Raw genomic sequence first — 20,384 nt, 5'->3', positions numbered from 1 at the left:
AGGCGGGAGTCTACCCGAGCGTGCGGCCGCAGGCACGCTTGGCGCTTGCGGCTAGCTGATCAGGGTATTACGCTGCACGTGCGTGTAAGAAATGAAGATGAGAGGGAGGTTCGACATGCACACCACACTGACGAGCAAGGGGCAGGTGACGATCCCCAAGCACATCCGCGATGCGCTGCATCTCGAGCCCGGCTGCGCGATCGAGTTTCGAATCAACCGCGAGGGCGAGGTGGTACTGACACGCCCCGGGACACTGCACGACGAGAATGATCGCTTCGAACGCATGCGCGGCAAGGCCGACGTAAGGTGGCGCACGGACGACCTGATGGCCTTGCTGCGTGGCGACGACTGATGCTGCTTGTCGACACCGACGTCCTGGTCGACGTGCTGGAAGACGATCCGCAGTGGGCGGATTGGTCGATCGACATGCTGCGCCGGCAGTCGCAGGTGCATCGTCTTGCGATCAACCCCATCATCTATGCCGAATTGTCGCTGACATTCTCGACGGTCGAGGCGCTGGATGAGGCGGTCAGCGGCCTCGGTGTCGATCTCCGCGAGCTTCCCAGACCGGCGCTCTTTCTCGCGGGGAAGGCGTTCGTCGCGTATCGCCGCAAGGGCGGCCAGCGCAACAGCGTCCTGGCCGACTTCTTCATTGGCGCCCACGCCGCGGTGGAAGGCTGGCCGATCCTGACGCGAGATCCACGCAAGTACCGGCAGTACTTCCCATCGGTCGAGCTCCTGACGCCGTGAAGTGCGCCGAGCCGTATGCGCTGCGTGGGTCGGCACTCGCGCTCTTCGCCCCCGTTCGCGGTCTCATTGGCTACAGCATCCCCTCGATATCCTTCACCAGTTCCTCGGGCGTGGTCGTCGGCGCGTAGCGCTCGATGCGCGTGCCGTCGCGGCTCACCAGGAACTTGGTGAAGTTCCACTTGATCGCCTCGGTGCCGAGGATGCCCTTGGCGTGCTGCTTGAGGTACTTGTAGAGCGGATGGGCGCCGTCGCCGTTGACCTCGATCTTGGCGAACATCGGGAAGCTGACGCCGTAGTTCTTCGTGCAGAAGGCGCCGATCTCCTCGGCGTTGCCGGGTTCCTGGGCACCGAACTGGTTGCACGGAAAACCGAGCACGACCAGGCCGCGGTCCTTGTAGGTCTGGTAGAGCTTCTCGAGGCCGGCGTAGTGCGGGGTGAGACCGCACTGGCTGGCGGTGTTGACGATCAGCAGCAGCTTGCCGGCGTATTCGCCCAGCCTGGTGCTGCCGCCGGCGAGGCGCTCGACCTGGATGTCGTGGAGGGAAGAAGGCATGCGGGGCTCCATCTGAAGGAGGGGGGAGTCGTTCGAGCCCCGCATGCGCAAAAGGTTGCCGCCGGTTCAGGCCGGCATGGTCATTTCTCGACGAAGGCGCGTTCGATCACGTAATCGCCGGCGACGCCGATGCGCGGCGACATCTGGAAACCGTGCGCGTCGAGCAGGTCGCAGCAGTCCTTGTTCATCGCCTGGCTGCCGCAGATCATCACGCGGTCGTGCGCCGGGTCGAGCGCGGGCAGGCCGATGTCGGCGAACAGCCGGCCCGATTCGATGACGTGGGTGATGCGGCCGGTGTTGCGGAAGGGCTCGCGGGTCACGGTCGGGTAGTAGATCAGCTGCTCGCGCACCTGCTCGCCGAAGAACTCGTTCTGCGGCAGCTCGCGGGTGATGAAGTCGGTGTAGGCCAGCTCGGACACGAAACGCACGCCATGCACCAGCACCACCTTCTCGAAGCGCTCGTAGGTTTCCGGGTCCTGGATCACGCTCAGGAAGGGCGCCAGCCCGGTGCCGGTGGCGAGCAGGTAGAGATGCTTGCCGGGGTTGAGGTCGTGCAGCACCAGCGTGCCGGTGGGCTTCTTGCTGACCACGATCGGGTCGCCCGGGCGCAGGTGCTGCAGGCGCGAGGTCAGCGGGCCGTCGGGCACCTTGATGCTGAAGAACTCCAGGTGCTCCTCGTAGTTCGGGCTGGCGATGCTGTAGGCGCGGGTCAGGGGCTTGCCGTTCACGTCCAGCCCGATCATCACGAACTGGCCGTTCTCGAAGCGCAGGCCCGGGTCGCGGGTGGTGCGGAAGCTGAAGAGGGAGTCGTTCCAGTGATGGACGCTGAGGACGCGTTCGGTGATGAGGCTGCTCATGAGATATCTCGTTCGTGCCGGAATTGCGGATGAGCGGATTCTAGGCGTCCTTGGTTAGCGCAAAAGTGGATAATATTTCTATCTCTTACCGATTGGATCGATATGCGATTCACCCTCCGCCAGATGCAGGTCTTCGTCGAGATCGCCCGCAGCGAGAACGTGTCACGCGCGGCCGAGGCCTTGTCGCTGTCGCAGTCGGCCGCCAGCGCCGCACTCGCCGAGCTGGAGAACCAGTTCGACCAGCAGCTCTTCGACCGCAACGGCAAGCGCCTGCGCCTCAACGATCAGGGAAGCCTGGTGCTGCCGCATGCGGTCGAGCTGCTCGACCGCGCCGCCGAGATCGAGGCGCTGCTGCGCGGCGAGCGCGGCCTGGGCAGCCTGCGCGTGGGGGCGACGCTGACCATCGGCAATTACCTGCTGCCGCTGATCGTGTCGAACTTCCTGCAGCGCCATCCCGAGAGCCGGGTGCGCCTGCAGGTGCACAACACCGCGACCATCGCCGGCATGCTGCTGCACCACGAGATCGACCTCGGGCTGGTGGAGGGGCAGATCGTGGATGCCGAGCTCGAGGGGGAGACCTGGGTCGAGGACGAGCTCGTCGTGTTCTGCGCGCCGGAGCATCCGCTCGCCGGGCGTGGCAGCGTGGATGTTGCCGAGATCGCCGAGCAGCCGTGGATCCTGCGCGAGCGCGGCTCGGGCACGCGCGGCACCTTCGACGCCGCGCTGCGCCACTGGCCGGGCGGCATCGTGCCGCGGCTCGAGCTCGAGCACACCGAAGCGGTGAAGCGCGCGGTCGAAAGCGGGCTCGGGCTGGGCTGCCTGTCGCGGCTGGCGCTGCGCGACGCCTTTCGCCGCGGCAGCCTGGTCGCGCTGGAAACGCCCGGGCTCGATCTGCGCCGGCGTTTCAGCTTCGTCTGGCACCGCGGCAAGTATCACAGCGCGGTGATTCGCCAGTTCCTCGCCGACTGCCGCGCCTTCACCGCAGGCGCGCAGCGCAGCGACCAGATCCCGCTGCCGCCGGTGCCCTGAGCCGCCGTACTGGGGCGGCCCCTGTGGGAGCGGCCCCTGTGGGAGCGGCCCCCGTGGGAGCGGCGGCAGTCGCGATCAACTCGGCACGATCTTCGCGGCTGCCGCCGCTCCCACAGGGGGGCGAAACGGGATCTACGCGGCGCCGCGGCGGCGGAAGTCGCGCAGGCGGAAGCCGAGTGCGAACAGCGTCGCGAAATACGCCACCGCCCCCGCACCGACCACCAGCGCCAGGCGGCCGGCGCGTTCCAGGCCGCCGATCTCGGTCCACAACGCCGCCGGCCCGCTCGCGAACCACAGCACGCCGCCCATCACCGCCAGAGCCGCCAGCAGCTTGAGGGCGAACGTGCCCCAGCCCTGTTGCGGCACATACACCTTGCGCTTGCGCAGCCCGCGGTAGAGCAGGGCCGCGTTGAGGCACGACGCCAGCCCGATCGCCAGCGCGAGGCCCGCGTGGCGCAGCGGCATGACGAAGGCGAGGTTCATCAGCTGGGTGGCGATCAGCGTGATGATCGCGATCTTCACCGGCGTGCGGATGTCCTGGCGGGCGTAGAAGCCGGGCGCCAGCACCTTCACCAGGATCAGCCCGGTCAGGCCCACGCTGTAGGCGACCAGCGCGCTGCGGGTCTGCATCACGTCCGCGGCCGAGAAGGCACCATAGTTGAACAGCGTCGCCACCAGCGGCACCGCCAGCAGCGCCAGGCCGAGCGCCGCGGGCAGGGTCAGCAGCAGGGTCAGGCGCAGGCCCCAGTCGAGGAGCGAGGAGAACTCGTCCGCCTTGTCGTCGGCGTGCAGTTTGGAGAGGCTGGGCAGCAGGATCGTCCCCAGCGCCACGCCGAGCAGGCCGGCGGGGAATTCCATCAGGCGATCCGCGTAATACAGCCACGACACGCTGCCGCTTTCCAGGAAGGAGGCGAAGATGGTGTTGATCAGCAGCGAGATCTGGCTCACCGACACACCCAGGACTGCAGGTGCCATCAGCTTCATGATGCGGCGCACGCCGGGGTCCGAGAGGTTCAGGTCGAAGCGCGGCATCATGCCGATCTTCAGCAGCGGGCGGACCTGCAGCACGAGCTGCAGCGCGCCGCCCAGGAACACCGCCCACGCCAGCGCCAGCACCGGCGGGTCGAAATACGGCACCGCGAACAGCGCCATGCCGATGAAGGCCAGGTTGAGCAGCACCGGCGTGAACGCCGGGATCGCAAACCGGCTCCAGGTGTTGAGCACGCCACCCGCCAGCGCCACCAGCGACATGAAGAAGATGTAGGGGAAGGTGATGCGGGTGAGCTCCACGGTGAGCTCGAACTTGCCCGGATCGCCGGAGAAGCCCGGCGCCGACACGTAGATGATCAGCGGCGCCGCCAGCGCGCCCAGCGCCGCGACCACCGCGACCACCAGGCCGAGCAGGGTGGCCACGCGGTTGACCAGCGTGTGTGTGGCCTCATCGCCCTGGCGGTTCTTGTATTCGGCGAGGATGGGCACGAAGGCCTGCGAGAACGCGCCCTCGGCGAACATCCGCCGCAGCAGGTTGGGTAGGCGGAAGGCGACGAAGAAGGCGTCGGTCGCCATCCCGGCACCGAAGGCGCGCGCGATCACGAAGTCGCGCACGAAACCGAGGATGCGGGACAGCAGCGTCATGCCGCTGACGGTGGCGAGGGCGCGCAGGAGGTTCATGCCGGTGGGGAAGGGCGCCGCACGGGCGCTCCGAATGATGCGAAGCGCGCATCATAGCCTCGCGCCGGCAGGACGATAAGCACGTGCTTGAAGAATACGCTTGCATTCGCCGGGATCGGCAAATATAATCGCGGACTTTTCCAGAACCACCAATACGGAATTCAAATCTATGGCCAACTCGGCACAAGCTCGCAAGCGCGCCCGTCAGGCGACCAAGGCCCGCGCCCATAACGCCAGCCTTCGTTCCCGCCTGCGTACCGCGATCAAGGCCGTGCGCAAGGCCATCGTGGGTGGCGACAAGGCGGCGGCTCAGTCGGTCTTTCGCACCTCGATGAGCACCATCGACAGCATCGCTGACAAGAACATCATCCACAAGAACAAGGCCGCTCGTCACAAGAGCCGTCTGTCGGCCGCCGTCAAGTCGATGGCTGTCTGATTCTTGCTGCGCGATGCTGGCGCCTCGTGCGCCGGAGCAAAAAAAGCGACCTTAGGGTCGCTTTTTTGTTGTCTGACCCTCTGCTTGTGCCATGCGTCGCGGTGCAGCTCTGCTGTGGGAGCGGCGGAAGCCGCGATTCAAGATGTGCGGTCGATGATTTCGCGGCTGCCGCCGCTCCCACAGGAGGCGCGGTGCGGCGTGGATGCGCTCAGAGCGGCGCGTCGCCCATCCACTCGATCTGCAGGTCGTTGTCGTTGGCGAAGTTCACCATGAACTTGTAGGCCAGCGGCTCGACGTCGTAGAGGCGGGCGTCGACCAGGACGGTCTTGTCGCCCTTGAGCGTGCAGCCCGGGCGCACATACGGCGAATACGTCATCCGGTGGTCGGCGCCGAAGGCGGACATGACGCCGCACAGGCGGTCGGCCCAGTCGCTAGGACGGAATTTCCTCCCCTCCCTCGTGACCCCGACAATGATGAAGTTCTCGATCTTCTGGTTCATGTGTGATGCCTTGGCGGCTTCGGGGATGTCCTTGTTCCGGTTCTTGGATGCCGGACTCAAAACGGGCCGCATTCTAGCAGAAAACCCCCTGCATGCCCTTGCGGTGGGAGCGGCGGCAGCCGCGAAAGCAGGTGTCGATAGCGGCCGCCGCCGCTCCCGCGGGGTGGGCGGGCTTATGTACAGGGCGCCGGGTTTTGGCTTAACATTCAGCACTCTTCCTGCACGGCGGCACCTGCCGCCGTGCGCGTTTACTGGCTCAGTTCAGATCGAGGTACCCCATGTCCCATGTCATGAACACCTACGCGCGCCTGCCGGTGGCCTTCACGCACGGCGAGGGCGTGTGGCTGTACGACGAGACTGGCAAGCGTTATCTCGATGCCCTCTCCGGCATCGCCGTCAATACCCTCGGACACAAGCATCCGCGCCTGGTCAAGGCCATCGCCGACCAGGCCGCGCGCGTGCTGCACACCTCCAACCTGTACGGCATCCCGCTGCAGGAGCAACTCGCCGATCGCATCGCCGCGACCTCCGGCATGGACGAGGTGTTCTTCTGCAACTCCGGCTGCGAGGCCAACGAGGCCGCGATCAAGCTCGCGCGCATGTTCGGCCACAACAAGGGCATCGACGTGCCGCACATCATCGTCATGGAGAGCGCCTTCCACGGCCGCACCATGGCGACGCTGTCGGCCACCGGCAACCGCAAGGCGCAGGCCGGTTTCGAGCCGCTGGTGCAGGGCTTCATCCGCGTGCCGTACAAGGACATCGAGGCCATCCGCAAGGTCGGTGAGCACAACCACACGGTCGTCGCCGTGATGCTCGAGATGATTCAGGGCGAGGGCGGCGTCAACGTCGCCGACGAGGCCTTCCAGCGCGAGCTGCGCGCCTTGTGCGACGAAATGGGCTGGCTGATGATCTGCGACGAGGTCCAGTGCGGCATGGGTCGTACCGGCAAGTGGTTCGGCTGGCAGCACGCCGGCACCCAGCCCGACATCATGACGCTGGCCAAGGGCCTCGCCTCCGGCGTGCCGATCGGCGCCTGCGTCACCGCGGGCAAGGCCAAGGGCCTGTTCGGGCCGGGCAACCACGGCTCCACCTTCGGCGGCAACCCGCTCGCCTGCGCGGCCGGCCTGGCCACCTTCGACACCATCGTCGACGAAGGGCTGATGGACAACGCCGTCGCCGTCGGCGAAGCGATCCGCAAGGGCATGGCCGAAGCGCTCCAGGGCGTGCACGGCATCGTCGACATCCGCGGCCGCGGCCTGATGATCGGCATCGAGCTCGATCGCCCCTGCGGCGTGCTGATGAACCGCGCGGCCGAGCAGGGCCTGCTGCTCAGCGTCACCTCCGAGCGCGTGGTGCGCCTGCTGCCGGCGCTGACCTTCACCGCCGCCGACGCGCAGACCCTGGTGTCGATGCTGGCGCCGATGATCCGCGACTTCCTCGCGAACGGCTGAGGACCGCCCATGACTTCACTCAAGCACTACCTGCAGTTCAAGGATTTCTCGCGCGAGGAATACGACTACCTGTTCGCGCGCGCGAAGTGGATCAAGGACAAGTTCAAGCGCTACGAGCCCTACCATCCGCTGTTCGACCGCACCCTGGTGATGATCTTCGAGAAGGCCAGCACCCGTACCCGCCTGTCCTTCGAGGCCGGCATGCAGCAGCTCGGCGGCTCGGCGATCTACCTCAACACCCGCGACTCGCAGCTCGGCCGCGGCGAACCGGTCGAGGACGCCGGGCAGGTGATCTCGCGCATGAGCGACATCGTGATGATCCGCACCTTCGAGCAAGACATCGTCGAGCGCTTCGCCGCCAACTCGCGCGTGCCGGTCATCAACGGCCTGACCAACGAATACCACCCCTGCCAGATCCTGGCCGACATCTTCACCTTCATCGAGCATCGCGGCTCGATCCAGGGCAAGACGGTGGCGTGGATCGGCGACAGCAACAACATGTGCAACACCTGGCTGCAGGCCGCCGAGGTGCTGGACTTCAACGTCCACGTGTCGACCCCGCCGGGCTACGAGGTCGAGCCCGAGCGCGCCGGCCTCTACGGCACCGACAACTTCGAACAGTTCGCCGACCCGATGGACGCCTGCCGCGGCGCCGACCTGGTGACCACCGACGTGTGGACCTCGATGGGCTTCGAAGCCGAGAACGAGGAGCGCATGAAGGCCTTCGCCGACTGGTGCGTGGATGCCGACATGATGTCGGTGGCCAACAAGGACGCCGTCTTCATGCACTGCCTGCCGGCGCACCGTGGCGAGGAAGTCACCGCCGAGGTCATCGACGGCCCGCAGTCGGTGGTGTGGGACGAGGCCGAGAACCGCCTGCACGCGCAGAAGGCGCTGATGGAATACCTGGTGCTCGGCCGCATCGAGAACTGATCCGCCAGGACTTGCACCCGACAATCACGGCACGCACGGGCGTGCGCGCCGGCAACACAGCAGGAAACAGGAAAACAGCATGAGCGACGTCAACAAAGTAGTGCTCGCCTACTCCGGCGGGCTGGACACTTCGGTCATCCTGAAGTGGCTGCAGGACACCTACCAGTGCGAAGTGGTCACCTTCACCGCCGACCTCGGCCAGGGCGAGGAGCTCGAGCCCGCGCGCACCAAGGCGCTCAAGTTCGGCATCAAGCCCGAGAACATCTTCATCGACGACCTGCGCGAAGAGTTCGTGCGCGACTTCGTCTTCCCGATGTTCCGCGCCAACACCATCTACGAAGGCGAGTACCTGCTCGGCACCTCGATCGCCCGTCCGCTGATCGCCAAGCGCCAGATCGAGATCGCGCGCGCCACCGGCGCCGACGCCGTCTCGCACGGCGCCACCGGCAAGGGCAACGACCAGGTCCGCTTCGAGCTCGGCTATTACGCGCTGATGCCGGGCGTGAAGGTCATCGCCCCGTGGCGCGAGTGGGACCTGCTGTCGCGCGAGAAGCTGCTCGCCTACGCCGAGAAGCACGGCATTCCCATCGAGATGAAGCACAAGCAGGGCGGCTCGCCCTATTCGATGGACGCCAACCTGCTGCACATCTCCTTCGAGGGCCGCCACCTCGAGAACCCCGCCGCCGAGGCCGAGGAGTCGATGTGGCGCTGGACCGTGTCGCCGGAAGCCGCGCCGGACGCTGCCGAATACGTCGACCTCGAGTTCGAGAAGGGCGACCTGGTCGCGATCAACGGCACCCGCATGAAGCCGCACGAACTGCTCGCCAAGCTCAACGAGCTCGGCGGCAAGCACGGCATCGGCCGCCTCGACCTGGTCGAGAACCGCTACGTCGGCATGAAGAGCCGCGGCTGCTACGAAACCCCGGGCGGCACCATCCTGCTGCGCGCCCACCGCGCCATCGAATCGATCACGCTCGACCGCGAAGTCGCCCACCTCAAGGACGACCTCATGCCGCGCTACGCCAGCATGATCTACAACGGCTACTGGTGGAGCCCCGAGCGCCAGGCCATCCAGGCGCTGATCGACAACACCCAGCAGAGCGTCAACGGCTGGGTGCGCCTCAAGCTCTACAAGGGCAACGTCATCGTCACCGGCCGCGACTCGAAGACCGACTCGCTGTTCGACCCGACGATCGCCACCTTCGAGGACGACCAGGGCGCCTACAACCAGAAGGACGCGCACGGCTTCATCCGCCTCAACGCGCTGCGCATGCGCATCGCCGCCAACGCCAAGGCCAAGCGCGGCTGATCTTCGTGGGGGCGGGCAAGCCCGCTCCCACAGCGACACGAAGCCCACCCAGCCAATTCAACGCGATGAACGACGACGACTACATCTTCGGACTCAGCTTCACCGAGTTCGAAGACCTTGCCCTTCAGATCGGCCTCACCGGCCTGATCCTCTTCATGCTGTTCATCATCTGGAACCTGGGCAAGGAATCCAAGGCCGGCCGCTACGGCATGATGTGGATGTTCCTCGGCCTGGGCATCGGTTTCGTCGGCTTTGTCGCCAAGGGCATCATCCAGAAGTTGCTCGGCATCGAATAAGGAATCCCTACCTCATGGCCATCACCGCCAAGCTCGACGGCGTCGCCGTCACCACCCAGGCCAGCGTCTATTTCGACGGCAAGTGCGTCAGCCACGGCGTCCAGTTCGCCGACGGCACGAAGAAGTCGGTCGGCGTCATCCTGCCCGCCACGCTCACCTTCAACACCGGTGCGCCCGAGATCATGGAAGGCGTGGCCGGCAGCTGCCGCGTCCGCCTCAAGGGCGAAGCCGAGTGGAAGACCTACGGCGCCGGCGAATCCTTCAACGTCCCGGGCAACGCCAGCTTCGACATCGAAGTCGCCTGCGAGCCGTACCACTACATCTGCCACTACGCCTGAGCGGGGGAGGGGAGCGATGCCGTCTTTCGACATCATGTCCGAGGTCGATCAGCCCTCGCTGCGCAACGCCGTCGAGCAGGCCAACCGCAAGGTCGAAGGCCGTCACGACTTCAAGGGCACCAGCGCCAAGATCGAGCATGCCGAAAAGCTGCTGACCCTCTACGGCGACAGCGACTTCCAGCTCGACCAGATCAAGACCATCCTGCTGCCCGAGATGACCAAGAAGAACGTCGACGTCCGCTGCCTGGACTACGGCGACGTGCAGAAGATCTCCGGCAACAAGGTCAAGCAGGAAGTGAAGGTCCGCGTCGGCGTCGATCAGGACCTGGCCAAGAAGATCGTCAAGCTGTTGAAGGACAGCAAGATGAAGGTCCAGGCCGCCATCCAGGGCGACGCCGTACGCGTCTCCGGCGCCAAGCGCGACGTGCTGCAGGAGGCGATCGCGCTGGTCAAGAAGCAGATCACGGATTTCCCGCTGCAGTACGGGAATTTCCGCGACTGAGCGATCGCGGAGCCGTAGCGCACCGTTAGCGCCACTAGGATCCGGACGTAACACGGAAGGCCGAAGGGCTCACCACCCTTCGGCCTTCGTGCGTCTGCGGGGCGCAAATCGCGGACTGCTGCGGCAGCGATGTGCGGCGATGCAACGTGGCCGAGTGTTAAGTATTGCGACGACGGGCCGCCGACGTTCCGGTACTGTGAAGGCCCCTCACCTTCGCAGGAACACGAGGTGCAGACAGAACGAAGGCATTTCCACCGCATGGGCCAGGCGGTCGCTACGGTCGATTCCCGGGCTGCCTTTACCGGCGTCGCGTGCGGCGAAACGCGCTCCTGGCTCCTTGCGCTGATCCGACGGCTTGCGCTTGTCGCCCTGGTCGCATCGACGCCCACGCTGCACGCCGAGGTGCCGGCCTGGACCGACGAACCGGCCGGACTCGTCAGCCTCATCGAACGCGCCAACCGTGCGCACCGCGCCGGCAACGACCTCGTCGCCGCGCGGCTGTATTGCACGGCCGCCGCGCATGGCAGCCTCGAAGCCCAGTTCCAGCTCGCCCGCCTCTATCTCGGCCCGCTGCGCGCACGCCGCGGCGGCGACACCGGGCATGTGCTGCTCGCGCTGGCCGCGCAGCGCGGGCACGCGCGCGCGGAGAAACTGCTGACCTCCATCCGCAAGCCGCTGCCCGCGACCTTCGACAACCACCTGCCGCCCTGCCTGTACGCCTCCGCGCCGCTTCCGCCCGCCGACGCCGATGCCGTCGTCCCGCACGCCGTCGTCGAGCACTACATCGCCGGCCTGCCGCGCGCCGATCGCGCCCACGCCCGCCTGGTGCAGCGCCTGGCGCCGCGCTTCAAGGTCGATGCCCGCCTCGCGCTCGCCATCGTGCGCGCCGAATCCAACTTCGATCCCTCCGCGCGCTCGCCGCGCAACGCCATGGGCCTGATGCAGCTCATCCCCGACACCGCCGAACGCTTCGGCGTGCGCGACCCCTTCGACCCCGAACAGAACGTCCGCGGCGGCCTGGCCTACCTGCGTTGGCTCATCGCCCGCTACGACGGCGACATCGCGCGCGTGGCCGGTGCATACAATGCGGGGGAGGGCGCGGTGGACCGCTACGGCGGCGTGCCGCCGTTCGCGGAGACGGAGGAGTACGTGCAGCGGATCCTGGGGTTCTATCGGGCGAGGCGGCATGCGAGCATGCGCTAGATTCATCACCCGTGTGTCCTGCGATCCAGCAAAATGGGCCCCTGTGCGCGTACGTGACATATTCACGCGGCAAGCCGGTTGGCCTCTGCTATACGGGAGATGGATGAGTGCAGATGCGGACGCCCTCGGGCTTTGCCCGGGTGTTGCCCACGAGCTCAGGCAGCCGAAGCGGCTGGCGACATAATAAGAACTCTTCACAGAACGAAGCGAGGTTGGCCATGAGTAGCCAGACACCCACACCACAAACCGCTGTTTCGGACCTTTTCGAGGCGTTCCCTCACCTGAGCTTCATCCTCAGCGACTGGGGGACTCAAGCGGGACGGGACAAGATTGCCAGCCTCATTCTGGATACGCGTAACGGCACGCGCAAAGGGTTCCCTCCGGATCACGCCAAGACAGTGTTCAGCCTGTTGATGGAACACGACACGAAGTTTCCGGAGTTCGAGCCGAAGCTCAACTACGATTGGAGCGGTGGAGTGTTGGAACGTGGGAGAGAGCGCCTTGAGCGAGATCGGTGACTGATTACGACGGTTTTTAATGGAAGATCGAGGTTTGAGATGATTTTTCTCCTCGCACGACAGAGAAGAACGGGCCATCGGCCCACGGGTTTTACTTTAATTGAGCTGATGGTCGTTGTGGCAGTTATTGCAATTCTTGCGTCTATAGCATTGCCCGCGTATGACGATTATATCCGGCGCTCTCGAGCACGAACGGCAGCAAGTGATTTGGCTTCATTGAGCTTAGTGGTCGAAAATCTTTACCAAAGAAATCTGTCGTACCCCACGGCTACAGAGGGCACCAAAGCTGCGGATTATATTTCAGACAACGCCGGGCCTAGTTGGAGTGGTTCTCAAAGTCAGCACTTTACTTATACGGTAAAGGTTGATGCTACGTCTTATGATCTAAAAGCGACCGGCGTTTCAACGGGAATGAATGCAGGTTGTGTGATCAATCTGTCGAGTGTCAATAGTACCCCCAACTTTAATGGAGATAAGGGATGTGGCGGCCTTTAGAGCTAGGTCTCAGATTTCAAAATGGAGTGACCCTTGTTGAACTAATGGTCACCATCGCAATATTGATGATGTTAGCGCTCGCTACGGTACCTTTGGGGCGCTCCTGGATAGCCAACTCACATATTGCAGAGGTCAATGACAAACTAAATCAAGCCTTCAGTCGTGCTCGCACCGAGGCTTTCCTTAACAAGGCTAAACAGGCGGGTGGAGGGGTCGCCTCCGTTCGATATGTCAACAATCGAATCGAGGTCTTTGATGGTATAAACCCCAATCCCGTGTGGGCGGCAGACATATATCCTGATACAACGATCACCTTTGATGAAAGTTGCGGCGGGGTAATCTCAATAAATACTGATGGATTAATTGATCAGCCGATTTGTCGTAGCTATACAATCTCAGCTAATGGCGGCACTTCTATAACGTCGAATCTTGCCGGTGGGTAAAATTAGCGAGGCTGCAATGAAAAAACAATCTGGAATGAGTTTGATTGAGGGGCTAGTGGCTTTGCTGTTGGGTAGCGTCCTGGGTCTGGGCACGGCCGTGATTGCTGCCAAGGCTATGCAGGCTAATCGCGACAGTAATGTCCAAAGTCTAGTCACTTTCGATTTGCGATCTTGGTTGCAGGAACAAGATGTTGCTCAATGCACTTCGAATTCAACTAGGCAAATTGCTGACGCTGTATCGCTACCGATGTCTTGTGCTCAAGTGGATGAAACTTACACTGTTACAGCATTAAAAGCCGATGGTGCAGAGGTTTTTGCTGCGGAAAATTTTGCCGTGACTCACAAGTCCGCGTCTACATTGACAAATGACGTCCTAAAAGGTGCGGCAATCCAGGTGACGCCATGAATAAAAAAAAGAATGCTTCTGGACAATATGGGAAGGGCTTCACTCTTGTAGAGTTGATGGTTGGAATGGTTGTTTCGATGGTCGTCGTTCTCGGGATGGTCGGCGTTTACCAAACCGTATCAAGAAACGCATCGGAGGTGTCGCTTGGGACAAAAATTGACAGTCAAATTTTTTCAGGAATGCTGACTGTAGATAGAATTCTGCAGGGCGCCGGTTTTGGTGTGCTAAACGGACCGCCGGATTTTCCGAATGCGTACGGAGCGGTTTTTGTTGCGTACACGGAGGATCTGTCTGAGTACGTACTGGGTTCAACTGCTGCTGCAAGGTCAATTGTGTGGTCAGCAGTCGGTGGTGGCTGCAATGCATTAGTAAGCGATGCGTCGGGCCTGCGGTATTTTGGACCTGATGGATATTCGTGCTCAAACTTGTCGATGCCTGGGGTTGGGGTTCCGTCGACCTCACTCGTTCAGAGATTGTCTGCCGTTGGATTCGAGAATGTTGGTGTATTCGAATTTAGAGTCCGAAATGAGCCCTGCAGTCCATTCGCGATTGATGCACCAACTGTAGTGGAAGGTTCGTACATCATAGAGATTTTAGCGACTGTTTTTGGTGGTGATCGCGCTGCAGGAAACGTGGTAAGAAACCAAGTTTGCTTGATTAACTATAAGTAGGGTAGCGATGCCATGAAGAGCAAAGGCTATGGTGGCAAAAAGAATATCCGAGAAAAGCAAAAGGGTTTTTCGGCTCTTTTGCTCACCTTGCTTACTGGTATTTCGGTTGCTGGAATGACGATGGGTTTAGTTTACTCGATAAATAGCTCCCAAAGTTCTGTCGTCGCCGTTCATGCACAGACAGAGGCTCAAGTGAGGGCCGCAGCAGCCTATCAGGCTCTGGCTGCGTTCATGAGTACTAAGGACTTTGATTCAGTTAGCGATATCAATTTGATTGAGAGGGGTGAAATTACAGCTGGCTCTAACAGCGCTGTCTATACTAATAGCGGCTCGCCTCTTAGTCCTAGCTTGCCTGATACTTGTCCGACAAGTACTGATCCGGTCACTCCGAATATTTGCTTTGATATCGTTGCTGAGAGTGGCGAGGCGGCGGCGATCGCTAGGGCTATTTTTAAGTCAACTCGAAGTATAAAGACGGGTACGCAAAGTGGATCCGTTTTTGCGGGCGGCCTGGTGGTTGGTGGAAGTGCGTCTTTTACAGGAGATAATAATTCAACCATTTACGTAAAGGATGATATTGTCACCAACACAGCGGGTACGGAAGTTGTATTGAATGGGATTAATGTCGAGCTTTATGTGCCGACCGATTTTGTTTCTGCTAACGATTTGATGTCTTTTTCTAATTATATTTTTAAAGCGGATCCCGCCGTCGTTGGGATTGGTTATTCGATTGAAAAGCGGAATTTGGGCGGCGACGCTTCGATTTCTACTGCTGGGATCACTTACAGTGCGATAAATAATCTGTGGACGATCGATCTCTCAGTTGCCGTTCTGCCACCGGGTGTCTTGTGGTTCGATGGGAATGTGATAATTAGGCCGCCGGCGCGAACAAGAGATATTCCAGTGGGGCAGGATTTGCGATACGTAAACTCCTTTATTGCAAAGGGAAATCTTGAACTTGCGGTGGCCACCTCTAGTAGCCTAAGTTACGATTTCTATGCTCCCGCCGAGTTTTATAATCAACCTCGTCCTGGCGAGGTTCCGGTAGGCGAGTTTTCAGTGTCAGAGTTGATCGCCTATTCAGAGGCGTGCGGGACGGTCGCGTCGCAATTGCCTACGCAATATTGCCACAATAGTGGTTTGTATGATCCGAATTTAAAAAAAGAAGCGACAGTCGCAAACATTGTGTTTTTCTCTGGTGGAGAACTGTCAGTAGGTTCCGGAAATAATGCGACTGTTTCAGTTCACGGCAACCTAATCGCTTCAACTGGCGCAGGGGGAACAGGGATGGCGTCTGGTAAATTTACGGGAACTGGAACCATTAAGGTAGAGGGGAATATCGTTATTTCAGGAGAGACGGATGTGACGGAGATGCTTGGGAATATTGATATCAGCCTTTCAAAAACAACAGGCAGTGGGAACGTTATTCCGATGCCTACATACAAAATTGGCTCTAAGCCGTTTCCAGTGGAAATTGACTTCTCAACATACATGACCTGCGGCGGTACAACCGCCCGACACTGACGCCGACCTCGCACCTGATGAACAACCAGATCGAAGCCCTCTTCACCACCGCGCTTGGCCTGCAGCCGCCTTGGCACGTCGCCAAGGTCGAGCTCAACACAGCCAAGCGGCGGATCGACTTCGAGGTTGAGCACACCGGCCGTCGTGCGGCCTGTCCGGCATGCGGGTTCGAGCATCAGTTGATCCATGACCGCGTGCGCCGCAGTTGGCGACACCTGGATTTCTTCCAGTTCGAAGCGTGGTTGCATGCCGAGGTGCCGCGCGTGCAGTGCTCGGGCTGCGGCAAGACCACGCAGTTGCCGGTGCCGTGGGCACGAGAGGGCAGTGGCTTCACCTTGCTGTTCGAGGCACTGGGCCTGTCGCTGTGCCGGGAATTGCCGGTGCGCCAGGCCGCCAATCAGATGCGGGTTGCGCCAAAGCGGCTGTGGCGGCGGGTGCGCCACTATGTCGAGGTGGCCCGTGCCAAGGACGACATGTCGGGCGTGCGCCACGTGGGCATTGACGAGACCAGCGTCAAGCGCGGGCACCAGTACATCACCGTGGTGCATGACCTGGCGGCCAAGCGTTTGCTGTTCGCCTGCCCCGGTCGTGACCATCAAACCCTGGGGGCCTTCGCCGAGGATATGCGCGTGCATGGCGGCGATCCGGCCACCATCGAACACGCCTGCATCGACATGAGCGCGGCGTACGCCAAGGGGATCGAGCAGTCGCTGCCGAACGCCCAGATCAGCTATGACCGCTTTCACGTCGTGGCGCTTGCCAACGCGGCGATGGATGAGGTGCGACGCGAAGAGATGCGCAACTCGGCAGAAGCGGCCCGCGAGGCGGTGGGCGTGCACGGCAAGAAGACCCTTCGCCAACTGCTGTGGGGCATGCGCAAGGACTCGGCGAGCTGGACTCGCGCGCAGTTCGAGGCGATGCACTGGCTGCAGCGCTCGAATCTGAAGAGCGCGCGGGCCTGGCGACTCAAGCAGGCCCTGCGGCTGGTCTACCGCGAGGCGCGGGACAGTAACAGCGAAGCAATCGCCCTCGGCGCATTGACGAAGTGGATGAGTTGGGCGCGACGCTCGCGGCTCGAGCCGTTCAAGCGCCTGGCGGTCACCTTGAAAGAACATCTCGGCGGTGTCGTGCGCGGCATGCTCGACGGGCGCAGCAACGCCTACGTCGAGGCGATGAACAGCCTGTTGCAGAAGGCGAAAGCCGCCGCCCGAGGTTTCCGTGACCCGGAAAACTTCATCGCGATCGCCTACCTGCGAATGTCCAAGCTCGAGCATCTACCGCAAAGCCCCTTGGTGCCGGCAATCGCCCGCGACTACGGGCACTACCATCATGTATGTTGAGAAGTCAATTTCCACTGGAAACGGCTTAGAGCCACAAAATTGCGCCGGTTGGATATCGATATTTATAGTCTGTAGAGATTGCTCTAGAAAGAGCGCTGGGATAGCGGACGAAGATTTTGGATTGGTTGGTGGCTACAAATAGTCATTTGAAAGATTCTGGCTGGTTCAGAACGACTTTCGCCAGGGGGTATCGCGGGATCACTACTCCCGAAACGACGATGGATGTGGTCGGAGCCCAACCGGCTGCTGTTTTGGTGCCGGTGGTCGAGCGCGCGTCCGTTCTGTCCCTCCTGTTCACCAAGCGCACCGAGCACCTCCACCACCACCCCGGCCAGATCAGCTTCCCCGGCGGTCGGGTCGAGGAAGTCGACACGTCTCCCGTCGACACCGCCCTGCGCGAGACCGAAGAGGAGATCGGCCTCCAGCGCAGCAACGTCGAACTGCTCGGCGCGCTGCCGGACTACTTCACCGGCACGGGCTTCCGCGTGACCCCGGTGGTCGGCTTGGTCCATCCGCCGTTCAAGCTCACCCTCGACGCCTTCGAGGTGGCCGAGGCTTTCGAGGTGCCGCTGGCGCACTTCCTCGATCCGGCCAACCACGAGGAGCACAGCATCATGCACGAGGGGCGGCTGCGACGCTTCCACGCGATGCCTTACCAGGGCTACTTCATCTGGGGAGCGACGGCGGGGATCATCATGTCGCTGTATCGGATGTTGAACGGGGCGTCGGAGGGGCGGGAGGGGTGAGCGGGTGGGTGGACGGGTTTTTCGCGGCTGCCGCCGCTCCCACGGGGCGAGGAGAGGGCGGGGCTTGTGTTATCGTCGGGGCTGATCGCGCGGCCTTGAACGGGCCGTGTTTCCAACGCACATCGATTCGTCCGGCATGACCCTTTTCGCGTTGATTTTTGCCCTGTTGCTCGAGCAGCTTCGTCCGTTGGGGAGGGGGCTGCGTCGCCTGGCTCCGGTGGCTGGGGTCGCGGACGGCGTGGCCCAACGCCTGAACGACGGCACCGTCGGCCACGGGCGGATCGCCTGGCTGCTGCTGGTGGTGCTGGCGACGCTGGGTACGGCGGTGGCGTACTGGTTGCTATGGGAACTGCAGCCGGCGCTCGCCTTCATTTTCAACGTCGTGGTGCTGTACCTGTGCATGGGCTTTCGCCACGACCTCCATTCCTTCAACGAGATCCACGTCGCCTTGCGTCTGGGCGAGCTGGCGCGTGCGCAGAGTCTGCTGGCGGACTGGCGGGGCGGGCGCTACCACGAGGCGAGCGCGAGCGAGGTCGCGCGCCTGTCGATCGAGATGGCGCTGGTGGCGGCGCATCGCAAGCTGTTCGGAGTGGTGTTCTGGTTCGTGATCCTGCCAGGGCCGAGCGGGGCGGTGATGTATCGCGTGGCGCGCCTGCTGTTCGAGGCCTGGGGCGAGCGCCGCGATGCGGAGTTCGGCGGCTTCGGCGTGCCGGCGCGGCGCGCCTTCGAGGCGATCGACTGGCTGCCGGGGCGCATCACCGCGACGGTGTTCTCGGTGGTGGGCAATTTCGAGGATGCGGTTTATTGCTGGCGGTCGCAGGCAGTGCTGTGGCCCGACAGGTCGTCGGCTATACTGGTTGCAAGTGGTGGGGGCGCGCTGGGTGTCCGGCTCGGAATGCCGGTTCATGAATCCGGCGGCATCGTCGATCGGCCCGAGATGGGGCTGGGAAGCGAGGCGGGCGTCGATCACATGCAAGGCACGGTGAGTCTGCTCTGGCGGGCTCTGCTGGTGTGTCTGTTTCTGCTCGTCCTGCTCGCGGCTGCGGGCTGGGTGGGCAGGTAACACGTTTCGATATCAATAAGGGAGTGGGTTATGGCAAATCGTGAAGTCGTTGTTCTGAGTGCTGTTCGTTCCGCCGTCGGCGGCTTCGGTGGCTCGCTGAAGGACATGGAGCCGTCCGAGCTGGGCGCCGTGGTTGCGAAGGAAGCCTTCGCGCGCGCCGGCGTCGATCCCAAGGCGGTGCAGTTCGCGGCCGTCGGCAACTGCATTCCGACCGACTCCCGCTATGCATACGTGGCGCGCGTGGCGACGGTCAATGCCGGCATGTCGACCGACTCGGTTGCGTTCGCGGTCAACCGCCTGTGCGGTTCGGCGCAGCAGGCCATCGTCAACGCCGCCCAGGCCATCATGCTGGGTGACGCCGACTACGCCATCGGTGGCGGCGTCGAGGTGATGTCGCGTGGCGCCTACCTGCTGCCCGCGCTGCGCAATGGCGCCCGCATGGGCGACACCAAGGCGATCGACGCCATGGTGGCCGTGCTGACCGACCCGTTCGGCGTCGGCCACATGGGCATCACCGCCGAGAACCTGTGCACCAAGTGGGGCATCTCGCGTGAGGAGCAGGACGCCTTCGCGCTGGAGTCGCAGAAGCGTGCCGCCGCGGCGATCGCCGATGGCCGTTTCAAGAGCCAGATCGTCCCGATCACCTTCGAGACCCGCAAGGGCACCGTGGTGTTCGACGCCGACGAGCATCCGCGCATGACCACCATGGAAGCGCTGGGCAAGATGAAGCCGGCCTTCAAGAAGGACGGTTCGGTGACCGCCGGTAACGCCTCGGGCATCAACGACGCCGCCGCCTTCCTGGTGCTGGCCGACGCCGCCAAGGCTGCCGCTGCCGGCCAGAAGCCGATCGCCCGCCTGGTGTCGTACGCGATCGCCGGTGTGCCGAACGAGATCATGGGCGAAGGCCCGATCCCGGCGACCAAGCTCGCGCTGCAGCGCGCCGGCCTGAAGCTGGACCAGATCGACGTGATCGAGTCCAACGAAGCCTTCGCGGCGCAGTCGATCGCGGTGAACCGCGGTCTGGAGCTGGACACCAACAAGGTCAACCCGAACGGCGGCGCCATCTCCCTGGGCCACCCGGTGGGCGCGACCGGCGGCGTGATCATCACCAAGCTGCTGCACGAGCTGATCCGCGTGAATGGCCGCTACGGCGTCGCCACCATGTGCATCGGCGGTGGCCAGGGCATCACCACGGTGTGGGAACGCGTGTAAGCGCAGACCTCGCCTGACAAGAACCCGCGCGGCCGCGAGGCTGGCGCGGGTTTTTTTCGTCTACTTAGATCGCGGCTGCCGCCGCTCCCATGGAGAGGAATGGCGTTCGGGTATTGCTGTGGGAGCGGCGGCAGCC

Annotated in this window: 25 protein-coding genes; 21 read left to right on the top strand and 4 right to left on the bottom strand. The window is 62.8% G+C overall.

Features of this window, described 5'->3' with window-relative positions; genetic code table 11:
• Positions 1 to 115: 115 nt before the first annotated feature.
• Both CKCBHOJB_RS11190 and CKCBHOJB_RS11185 read left to right on the top strand, forming a co-directional pair.
• Positions 116 to 352 (top strand): type II toxin-antitoxin system PrlF family antitoxin, encoded by a 237-nt coding sequence (locus CKCBHOJB_RS11190; RefSeq protein WP_281048749.1) that lies wholly within the window; start codon positions 116 to 118, stop codon positions 350 to 352.
• On the top strand, positions 352 to 750 hold the full coding sequence (locus CKCBHOJB_RS11185; RefSeq protein WP_281048748.1) for a type II toxin-antitoxin system VapC family toxin: 399 nt from the start codon (positions 352 to 354) through the stop codon (positions 748 to 750). Before CKCBHOJB_RS11190 ends, CKCBHOJB_RS11185 begins: the two co-directional genes overlap by 1 nt.
• A 70-nt stretch (positions 751 to 820) precedes the next feature.
• Here the strand turns inward: CKCBHOJB_RS11185 and CKCBHOJB_RS11180 are convergent, their stop codons facing one another.
• Positions 821 to 1,303: a glutathione peroxidase gene (locus tag CKCBHOJB_RS11180; RefSeq protein WP_281048747.1), complete on the bottom strand. Its 483-nt coding sequence runs from the start codon at positions 1,301 to 1,303 to the stop codon at positions 821 to 823.
• Between the two features lie 80 nt (positions 1,304 to 1,383).
• A complete protein-coding gene (locus tag CKCBHOJB_RS11175; protein WP_281048746.1) occupies positions 1,384 to 2,160 on the bottom strand; it encodes a ferredoxin--NADP reductase in 777 nt (258 codons plus the stop codon).
• A 102-nt stretch (positions 2,161 to 2,262) separates the two neighbouring features.
• Here CKCBHOJB_RS11175 and CKCBHOJB_RS11170 point away from each other — a divergent pair, with 102 nt between their 5' ends.
• Complete coding sequence (locus tag CKCBHOJB_RS11170) at positions 2,263 to 3,189, top strand: LysR family transcriptional regulator (RefSeq protein WP_281048745.1); 927 nt, start codon at positions 2,263 to 2,265, stop codon at positions 3,187 to 3,189.
• A gap of 132 nt (positions 3,190 to 3,321) precedes the next feature.
• On the opposite strand, the gene murJ is transcribed toward CKCBHOJB_RS11170, so the two are convergent.
• Positions 3,322 to 4,860, bottom strand: a complete 1,539-nt coding sequence (gene murJ / locus CKCBHOJB_RS11165; RefSeq protein WP_281048744.1) for a murein biosynthesis integral membrane protein MurJ — start codon at positions 4,858 to 4,860, stop codon at positions 3,322 to 3,324.
• Positions 4,861 to 5,029: 169 nt separating this feature from the next.
• On the opposite strand from murJ, the gene rpsT reads away from it, so the two are divergent.
• Positions 5,030 to 5,296, top strand: coding sequence for a 30S ribosomal protein S20 (rpsT, locus tag CKCBHOJB_RS11160; RefSeq protein ID WP_281048743.1), 267 nt, complete (start codon positions 5,030 to 5,032; stop codon positions 5,294 to 5,296).
• 208 nt (positions 5,297 to 5,504) lie between these two features.
• Here the strand turns inward: rpsT and CKCBHOJB_RS11155 are convergent, their stop codons facing one another.
• On the bottom strand, positions 5,505 to 5,795 hold the full coding sequence (locus CKCBHOJB_RS11155; RefSeq protein ID WP_281048742.1) for a DUF3579 domain-containing protein: 291 nt from the start codon (positions 5,793 to 5,795) through the stop codon (positions 5,505 to 5,507).
• Between the two features lie 278 nt (positions 5,796 to 6,073).
• Here CKCBHOJB_RS11155 and CKCBHOJB_RS11150 point away from each other — a divergent pair, with 278 nt between their 5' ends.
• From CKCBHOJB_RS11150 to CKCBHOJB_RS11070, 17 genes are all read left to right on the top strand, one after another.
• Entirely contained in the window at positions 6,074 to 7,249 is a 1,176-nt protein-coding gene (locus CKCBHOJB_RS11150; protein ID WP_281048741.1) for an aspartate aminotransferase family protein, read from the top strand.
• A 9-nt stretch (positions 7,250 to 7,258) separates the two neighbouring features.
• The gene (gene argF, locus CKCBHOJB_RS11145; RefSeq protein ID WP_281048740.1) at positions 7,259 to 8,182 is read left to right on the top strand and encodes an ornithine carbamoyltransferase; all 924 of its coding nucleotides are present in this window, start codon (positions 7,259 to 7,261) and stop codon (positions 8,180 to 8,182) included.
• 79 nt (positions 8,183 to 8,261) lie between these two features.
• Positions 8,262 to 9,491, top strand: a complete 1,230-nt coding sequence (locus tag CKCBHOJB_RS11140) for an argininosuccinate synthase (protein ID WP_281048739.1) — start codon at positions 8,262 to 8,264, stop codon at positions 9,489 to 9,491.
• 65 nt (positions 9,492 to 9,556) lie between these two features.
• Positions 9,557 to 9,787, top strand: coding sequence for a DUF2788 domain-containing protein (locus tag CKCBHOJB_RS11135; RefSeq protein WP_281048738.1), 231 nt, complete (start codon positions 9,557 to 9,559; stop codon positions 9,785 to 9,787).
• Positions 9,788 to 9,801: 14 nt separating this feature from the next.
• Positions 9,802 to 10,125: a pyrimidine/purine nucleoside phosphorylase gene (locus tag CKCBHOJB_RS11130; RefSeq protein ID WP_281048737.1), complete on the top strand. Its 324-nt coding sequence runs from the start codon at positions 9,802 to 9,804 to the stop codon at positions 10,123 to 10,125.
• 16 nt (positions 10,126 to 10,141) lie between these two features.
• Entirely contained in the window at positions 10,142 to 10,627 is a 486-nt protein-coding gene (locus CKCBHOJB_RS11125; protein ID WP_281048736.1) for a YajQ family cyclic di-GMP-binding protein, read from the top strand.
• A gap of 228 nt (positions 10,628 to 10,855) precedes the next feature.
• A complete protein-coding gene (locus CKCBHOJB_RS11120; protein ID WP_281048735.1) occupies positions 10,856 to 11,830 on the top strand; it encodes a lytic transglycosylase domain-containing protein in 975 nt (324 codons plus the stop codon).
• Positions 11,831 to 12,048: 218 nt separating this feature from the next.
• The gene (locus CKCBHOJB_RS11115) at positions 12,049 to 12,348 is read left to right on the top strand and encodes a hypothetical protein (protein ID WP_281048734.1); all 300 of its coding nucleotides are present in this window, start codon (positions 12,049 to 12,051) and stop codon (positions 12,346 to 12,348) included.
• 39 nt (positions 12,349 to 12,387) lie between these two features.
• A complete protein-coding gene (locus CKCBHOJB_RS11110) occupies positions 12,388 to 12,843 on the top strand; it encodes a type IV pilin protein (RefSeq protein ID WP_281048733.1) in 456 nt (151 codons plus the stop codon).
• A 44-nt stretch (positions 12,844 to 12,887) separates the two neighbouring features.
• The gene (locus CKCBHOJB_RS11105; RefSeq protein ID WP_281048732.1) at positions 12,888 to 13,286 is read left to right on the top strand and encodes a hypothetical protein; all 399 of its coding nucleotides are present in this window, start codon (positions 12,888 to 12,890) and stop codon (positions 13,284 to 13,286) included.
• A gap of 16 nt (positions 13,287 to 13,302) precedes the next feature.
• Complete coding sequence (locus tag CKCBHOJB_RS11100; RefSeq protein ID WP_281048731.1) at positions 13,303 to 13,692, top strand: prepilin-type N-terminal cleavage/methylation domain-containing protein; 390 nt, start codon at positions 13,303 to 13,305, stop codon at positions 13,690 to 13,692.
• Positions 13,689 to 14,363: a prepilin-type N-terminal cleavage/methylation domain-containing protein gene (locus CKCBHOJB_RS11095; protein ID WP_281048730.1), complete on the top strand. Its 675-nt coding sequence runs from the start codon at positions 13,689 to 13,691 to the stop codon at positions 14,361 to 14,363. The genes CKCBHOJB_RS11100 and CKCBHOJB_RS11095 overlap by 4 nt, the downstream gene beginning before the upstream one ends.
• A gap of 12 nt (positions 14,364 to 14,375) precedes the next feature.
• A complete protein-coding gene (locus tag CKCBHOJB_RS11090) occupies positions 14,376 to 15,887 on the top strand; it encodes a hypothetical protein (protein WP_281048729.1) in 1,512 nt (503 codons plus the stop codon).
• Between the two features lie 17 nt (positions 15,888 to 15,904).
• Positions 15,905 to 17,227, top strand: a complete 1,323-nt coding sequence (locus CKCBHOJB_RS11085) for an ISL3 family transposase (protein ID WP_281048728.1) — start codon at positions 15,905 to 15,907, stop codon at positions 17,225 to 17,227.
• Positions 17,228 to 17,445: 218 nt separating this feature from the next.
• Positions 17,446 to 17,973, top strand: a complete 528-nt coding sequence (locus tag CKCBHOJB_RS11080) for a CoA pyrophosphatase (RefSeq protein WP_281048727.1) — start codon at positions 17,446 to 17,448, stop codon at positions 17,971 to 17,973.
• Between the two features lie 136 nt (positions 17,974 to 18,109).
• A complete protein-coding gene (locus CKCBHOJB_RS11075; protein WP_281048726.1) occupies positions 18,110 to 19,036 on the top strand; it encodes a CobD/CbiB family protein in 927 nt (308 codons plus the stop codon).
• A gap of 30 nt (positions 19,037 to 19,066) precedes the next feature.
• A complete protein-coding gene (locus tag CKCBHOJB_RS11070; RefSeq protein WP_281048725.1) occupies positions 19,067 to 20,248 on the top strand; it encodes an acetyl-CoA C-acyltransferase family protein in 1,182 nt (393 codons plus the stop codon).
• The last annotated feature ends 136 nt before the right edge of the window (positions 20,249 to 20,384 follow it).

Source organism: Thauera sp. GDN1 (assembly GCF_029223545.1).
Taxonomy (GTDB): Bacteria; Pseudomonadota; Gammaproteobacteria; order Burkholderiales; family Rhodocyclaceae; genus Thauera.
This window is presented reverse-complemented; position numbering and strand designations above follow the sequence as displayed.

Coding starts and splice junctions, on each gene's coding strand:
- CKCBHOJB_RS11175 (WP_281048746.1), bottom strand. CDS start 2,160: ATGAGCAGCCTCATCACCGAACGCGTCCTCAGCGTCCATCACTGGAAC.
- CKCBHOJB_RS11170 (WP_281048745.1), top strand. CDS start 2,263: ATGCGATTCACCCTCCGCCAGATGCAGGTCTTCGTCGAGATCGCCCGC.
- CKCBHOJB_RS11140 (WP_281048739.1), top strand. CDS start 8,262: ATGAGCGACGTCAACAAAGTAGTGCTCGCCTACTCCGGCGGGCTGGAC.
- CKCBHOJB_RS11115 (WP_281048734.1), top strand. CDS start 12,049: ATGAGTAGCCAGACACCCACACCACAAACCGCTGTTTCGGACCTTTTC.
- CKCBHOJB_RS11190 (WP_281048749.1), top strand. CDS start 116: ATGCACACCACACTGACGAGCAAGGGGCAGGTGACGATCCCCAAGCAC.
- CKCBHOJB_RS11185 (WP_281048748.1), top strand. CDS start 352: ATGCTGCTTGTCGACACCGACGTCCTGGTCGACGTGCTGGAAGACGAT.
- murJ (WP_281048744.1), bottom strand. CDS start 4,860: ATGAACCTCCTGCGCGCCCTCGCCACCGTCAGCGGCATGACGCTGCTG.
- CKCBHOJB_RS11100 (WP_281048731.1), top strand. CDS start 13,303: ATGAAAAAACAATCTGGAATGAGTTTGATTGAGGGGCTAGTGGCTTTG.
- rpsT (WP_281048743.1), top strand. CDS start 5,030: ATGGCCAACTCGGCACAAGCTCGCAAGCGCGCCCGTCAGGCGACCAAG.
- argF (WP_281048740.1), top strand. CDS start 7,259: ATGACTTCACTCAAGCACTACCTGCAGTTCAAGGATTTCTCGCGCGAG.
- CKCBHOJB_RS11075 (WP_281048726.1), top strand. CDS start 18,110: ATGACCCTTTTCGCGTTGATTTTTGCCCTGTTGCTCGAGCAGCTTCGT.
- CKCBHOJB_RS11080 (WP_281048727.1), top strand. CDS start 17,446: ATGGATGTGGTCGGAGCCCAACCGGCTGCTGTTTTGGTGCCGGTGGTC.
- CKCBHOJB_RS11180 (WP_281048747.1), bottom strand. CDS start 1,303: ATGCCTTCTTCCCTCCACGACATCCAGGTCGAGCGCCTCGCCGGCGGC.
- CKCBHOJB_RS11110 (WP_281048733.1), top strand. CDS start 12,388: ATGATTTTTCTCCTCGCACGACAGAGAAGAACGGGCCATCGGCCCACG.
- CKCBHOJB_RS11130 (WP_281048737.1), top strand. CDS start 9,802: ATGGCCATCACCGCCAAGCTCGACGGCGTCGCCGTCACCACCCAGGCC.
- CKCBHOJB_RS11095 (WP_281048730.1), top strand. CDS start 13,689: ATGAATAAAAAAAAGAATGCTTCTGGACAATATGGGAAGGGCTTCACT.
- CKCBHOJB_RS11150 (WP_281048741.1), top strand. CDS start 6,074: ATGTCCCATGTCATGAACACCTACGCGCGCCTGCCGGTGGCCTTCACG.
- CKCBHOJB_RS11155 (WP_281048742.1), bottom strand. CDS start 5,795: ATGAACCAGAAGATCGAGAACTTCATCATTGTCGGGGTCACGAGGGAG.
- CKCBHOJB_RS11090 (WP_281048729.1), top strand. CDS start 14,376: ATGAAGAGCAAAGGCTATGGTGGCAAAAAGAATATCCGAGAAAAGCAA.
- CKCBHOJB_RS11070 (WP_281048725.1), top strand. CDS start 19,067: ATGGCAAATCGTGAAGTCGTTGTTCTGAGTGCTGTTCGTTCCGCCGTC.
- CKCBHOJB_RS11105 (WP_281048732.1), top strand. CDS start 12,888: ATGGTCACCATCGCAATATTGATGATGTTAGCGCTCGCTACGGTACCT.
- CKCBHOJB_RS11125 (WP_281048736.1), top strand. CDS start 10,142: ATGCCGTCTTTCGACATCATGTCCGAGGTCGATCAGCCCTCGCTGCGC.
- CKCBHOJB_RS11135 (WP_281048738.1), top strand. CDS start 9,557: ATGAACGACGACGACTACATCTTCGGACTCAGCTTCACCGAGTTCGAA.
- CKCBHOJB_RS11085 (WP_281048728.1), top strand. CDS start 15,905: ATGAACAACCAGATCGAAGCCCTCTTCACCACCGCGCTTGGCCTGCAG.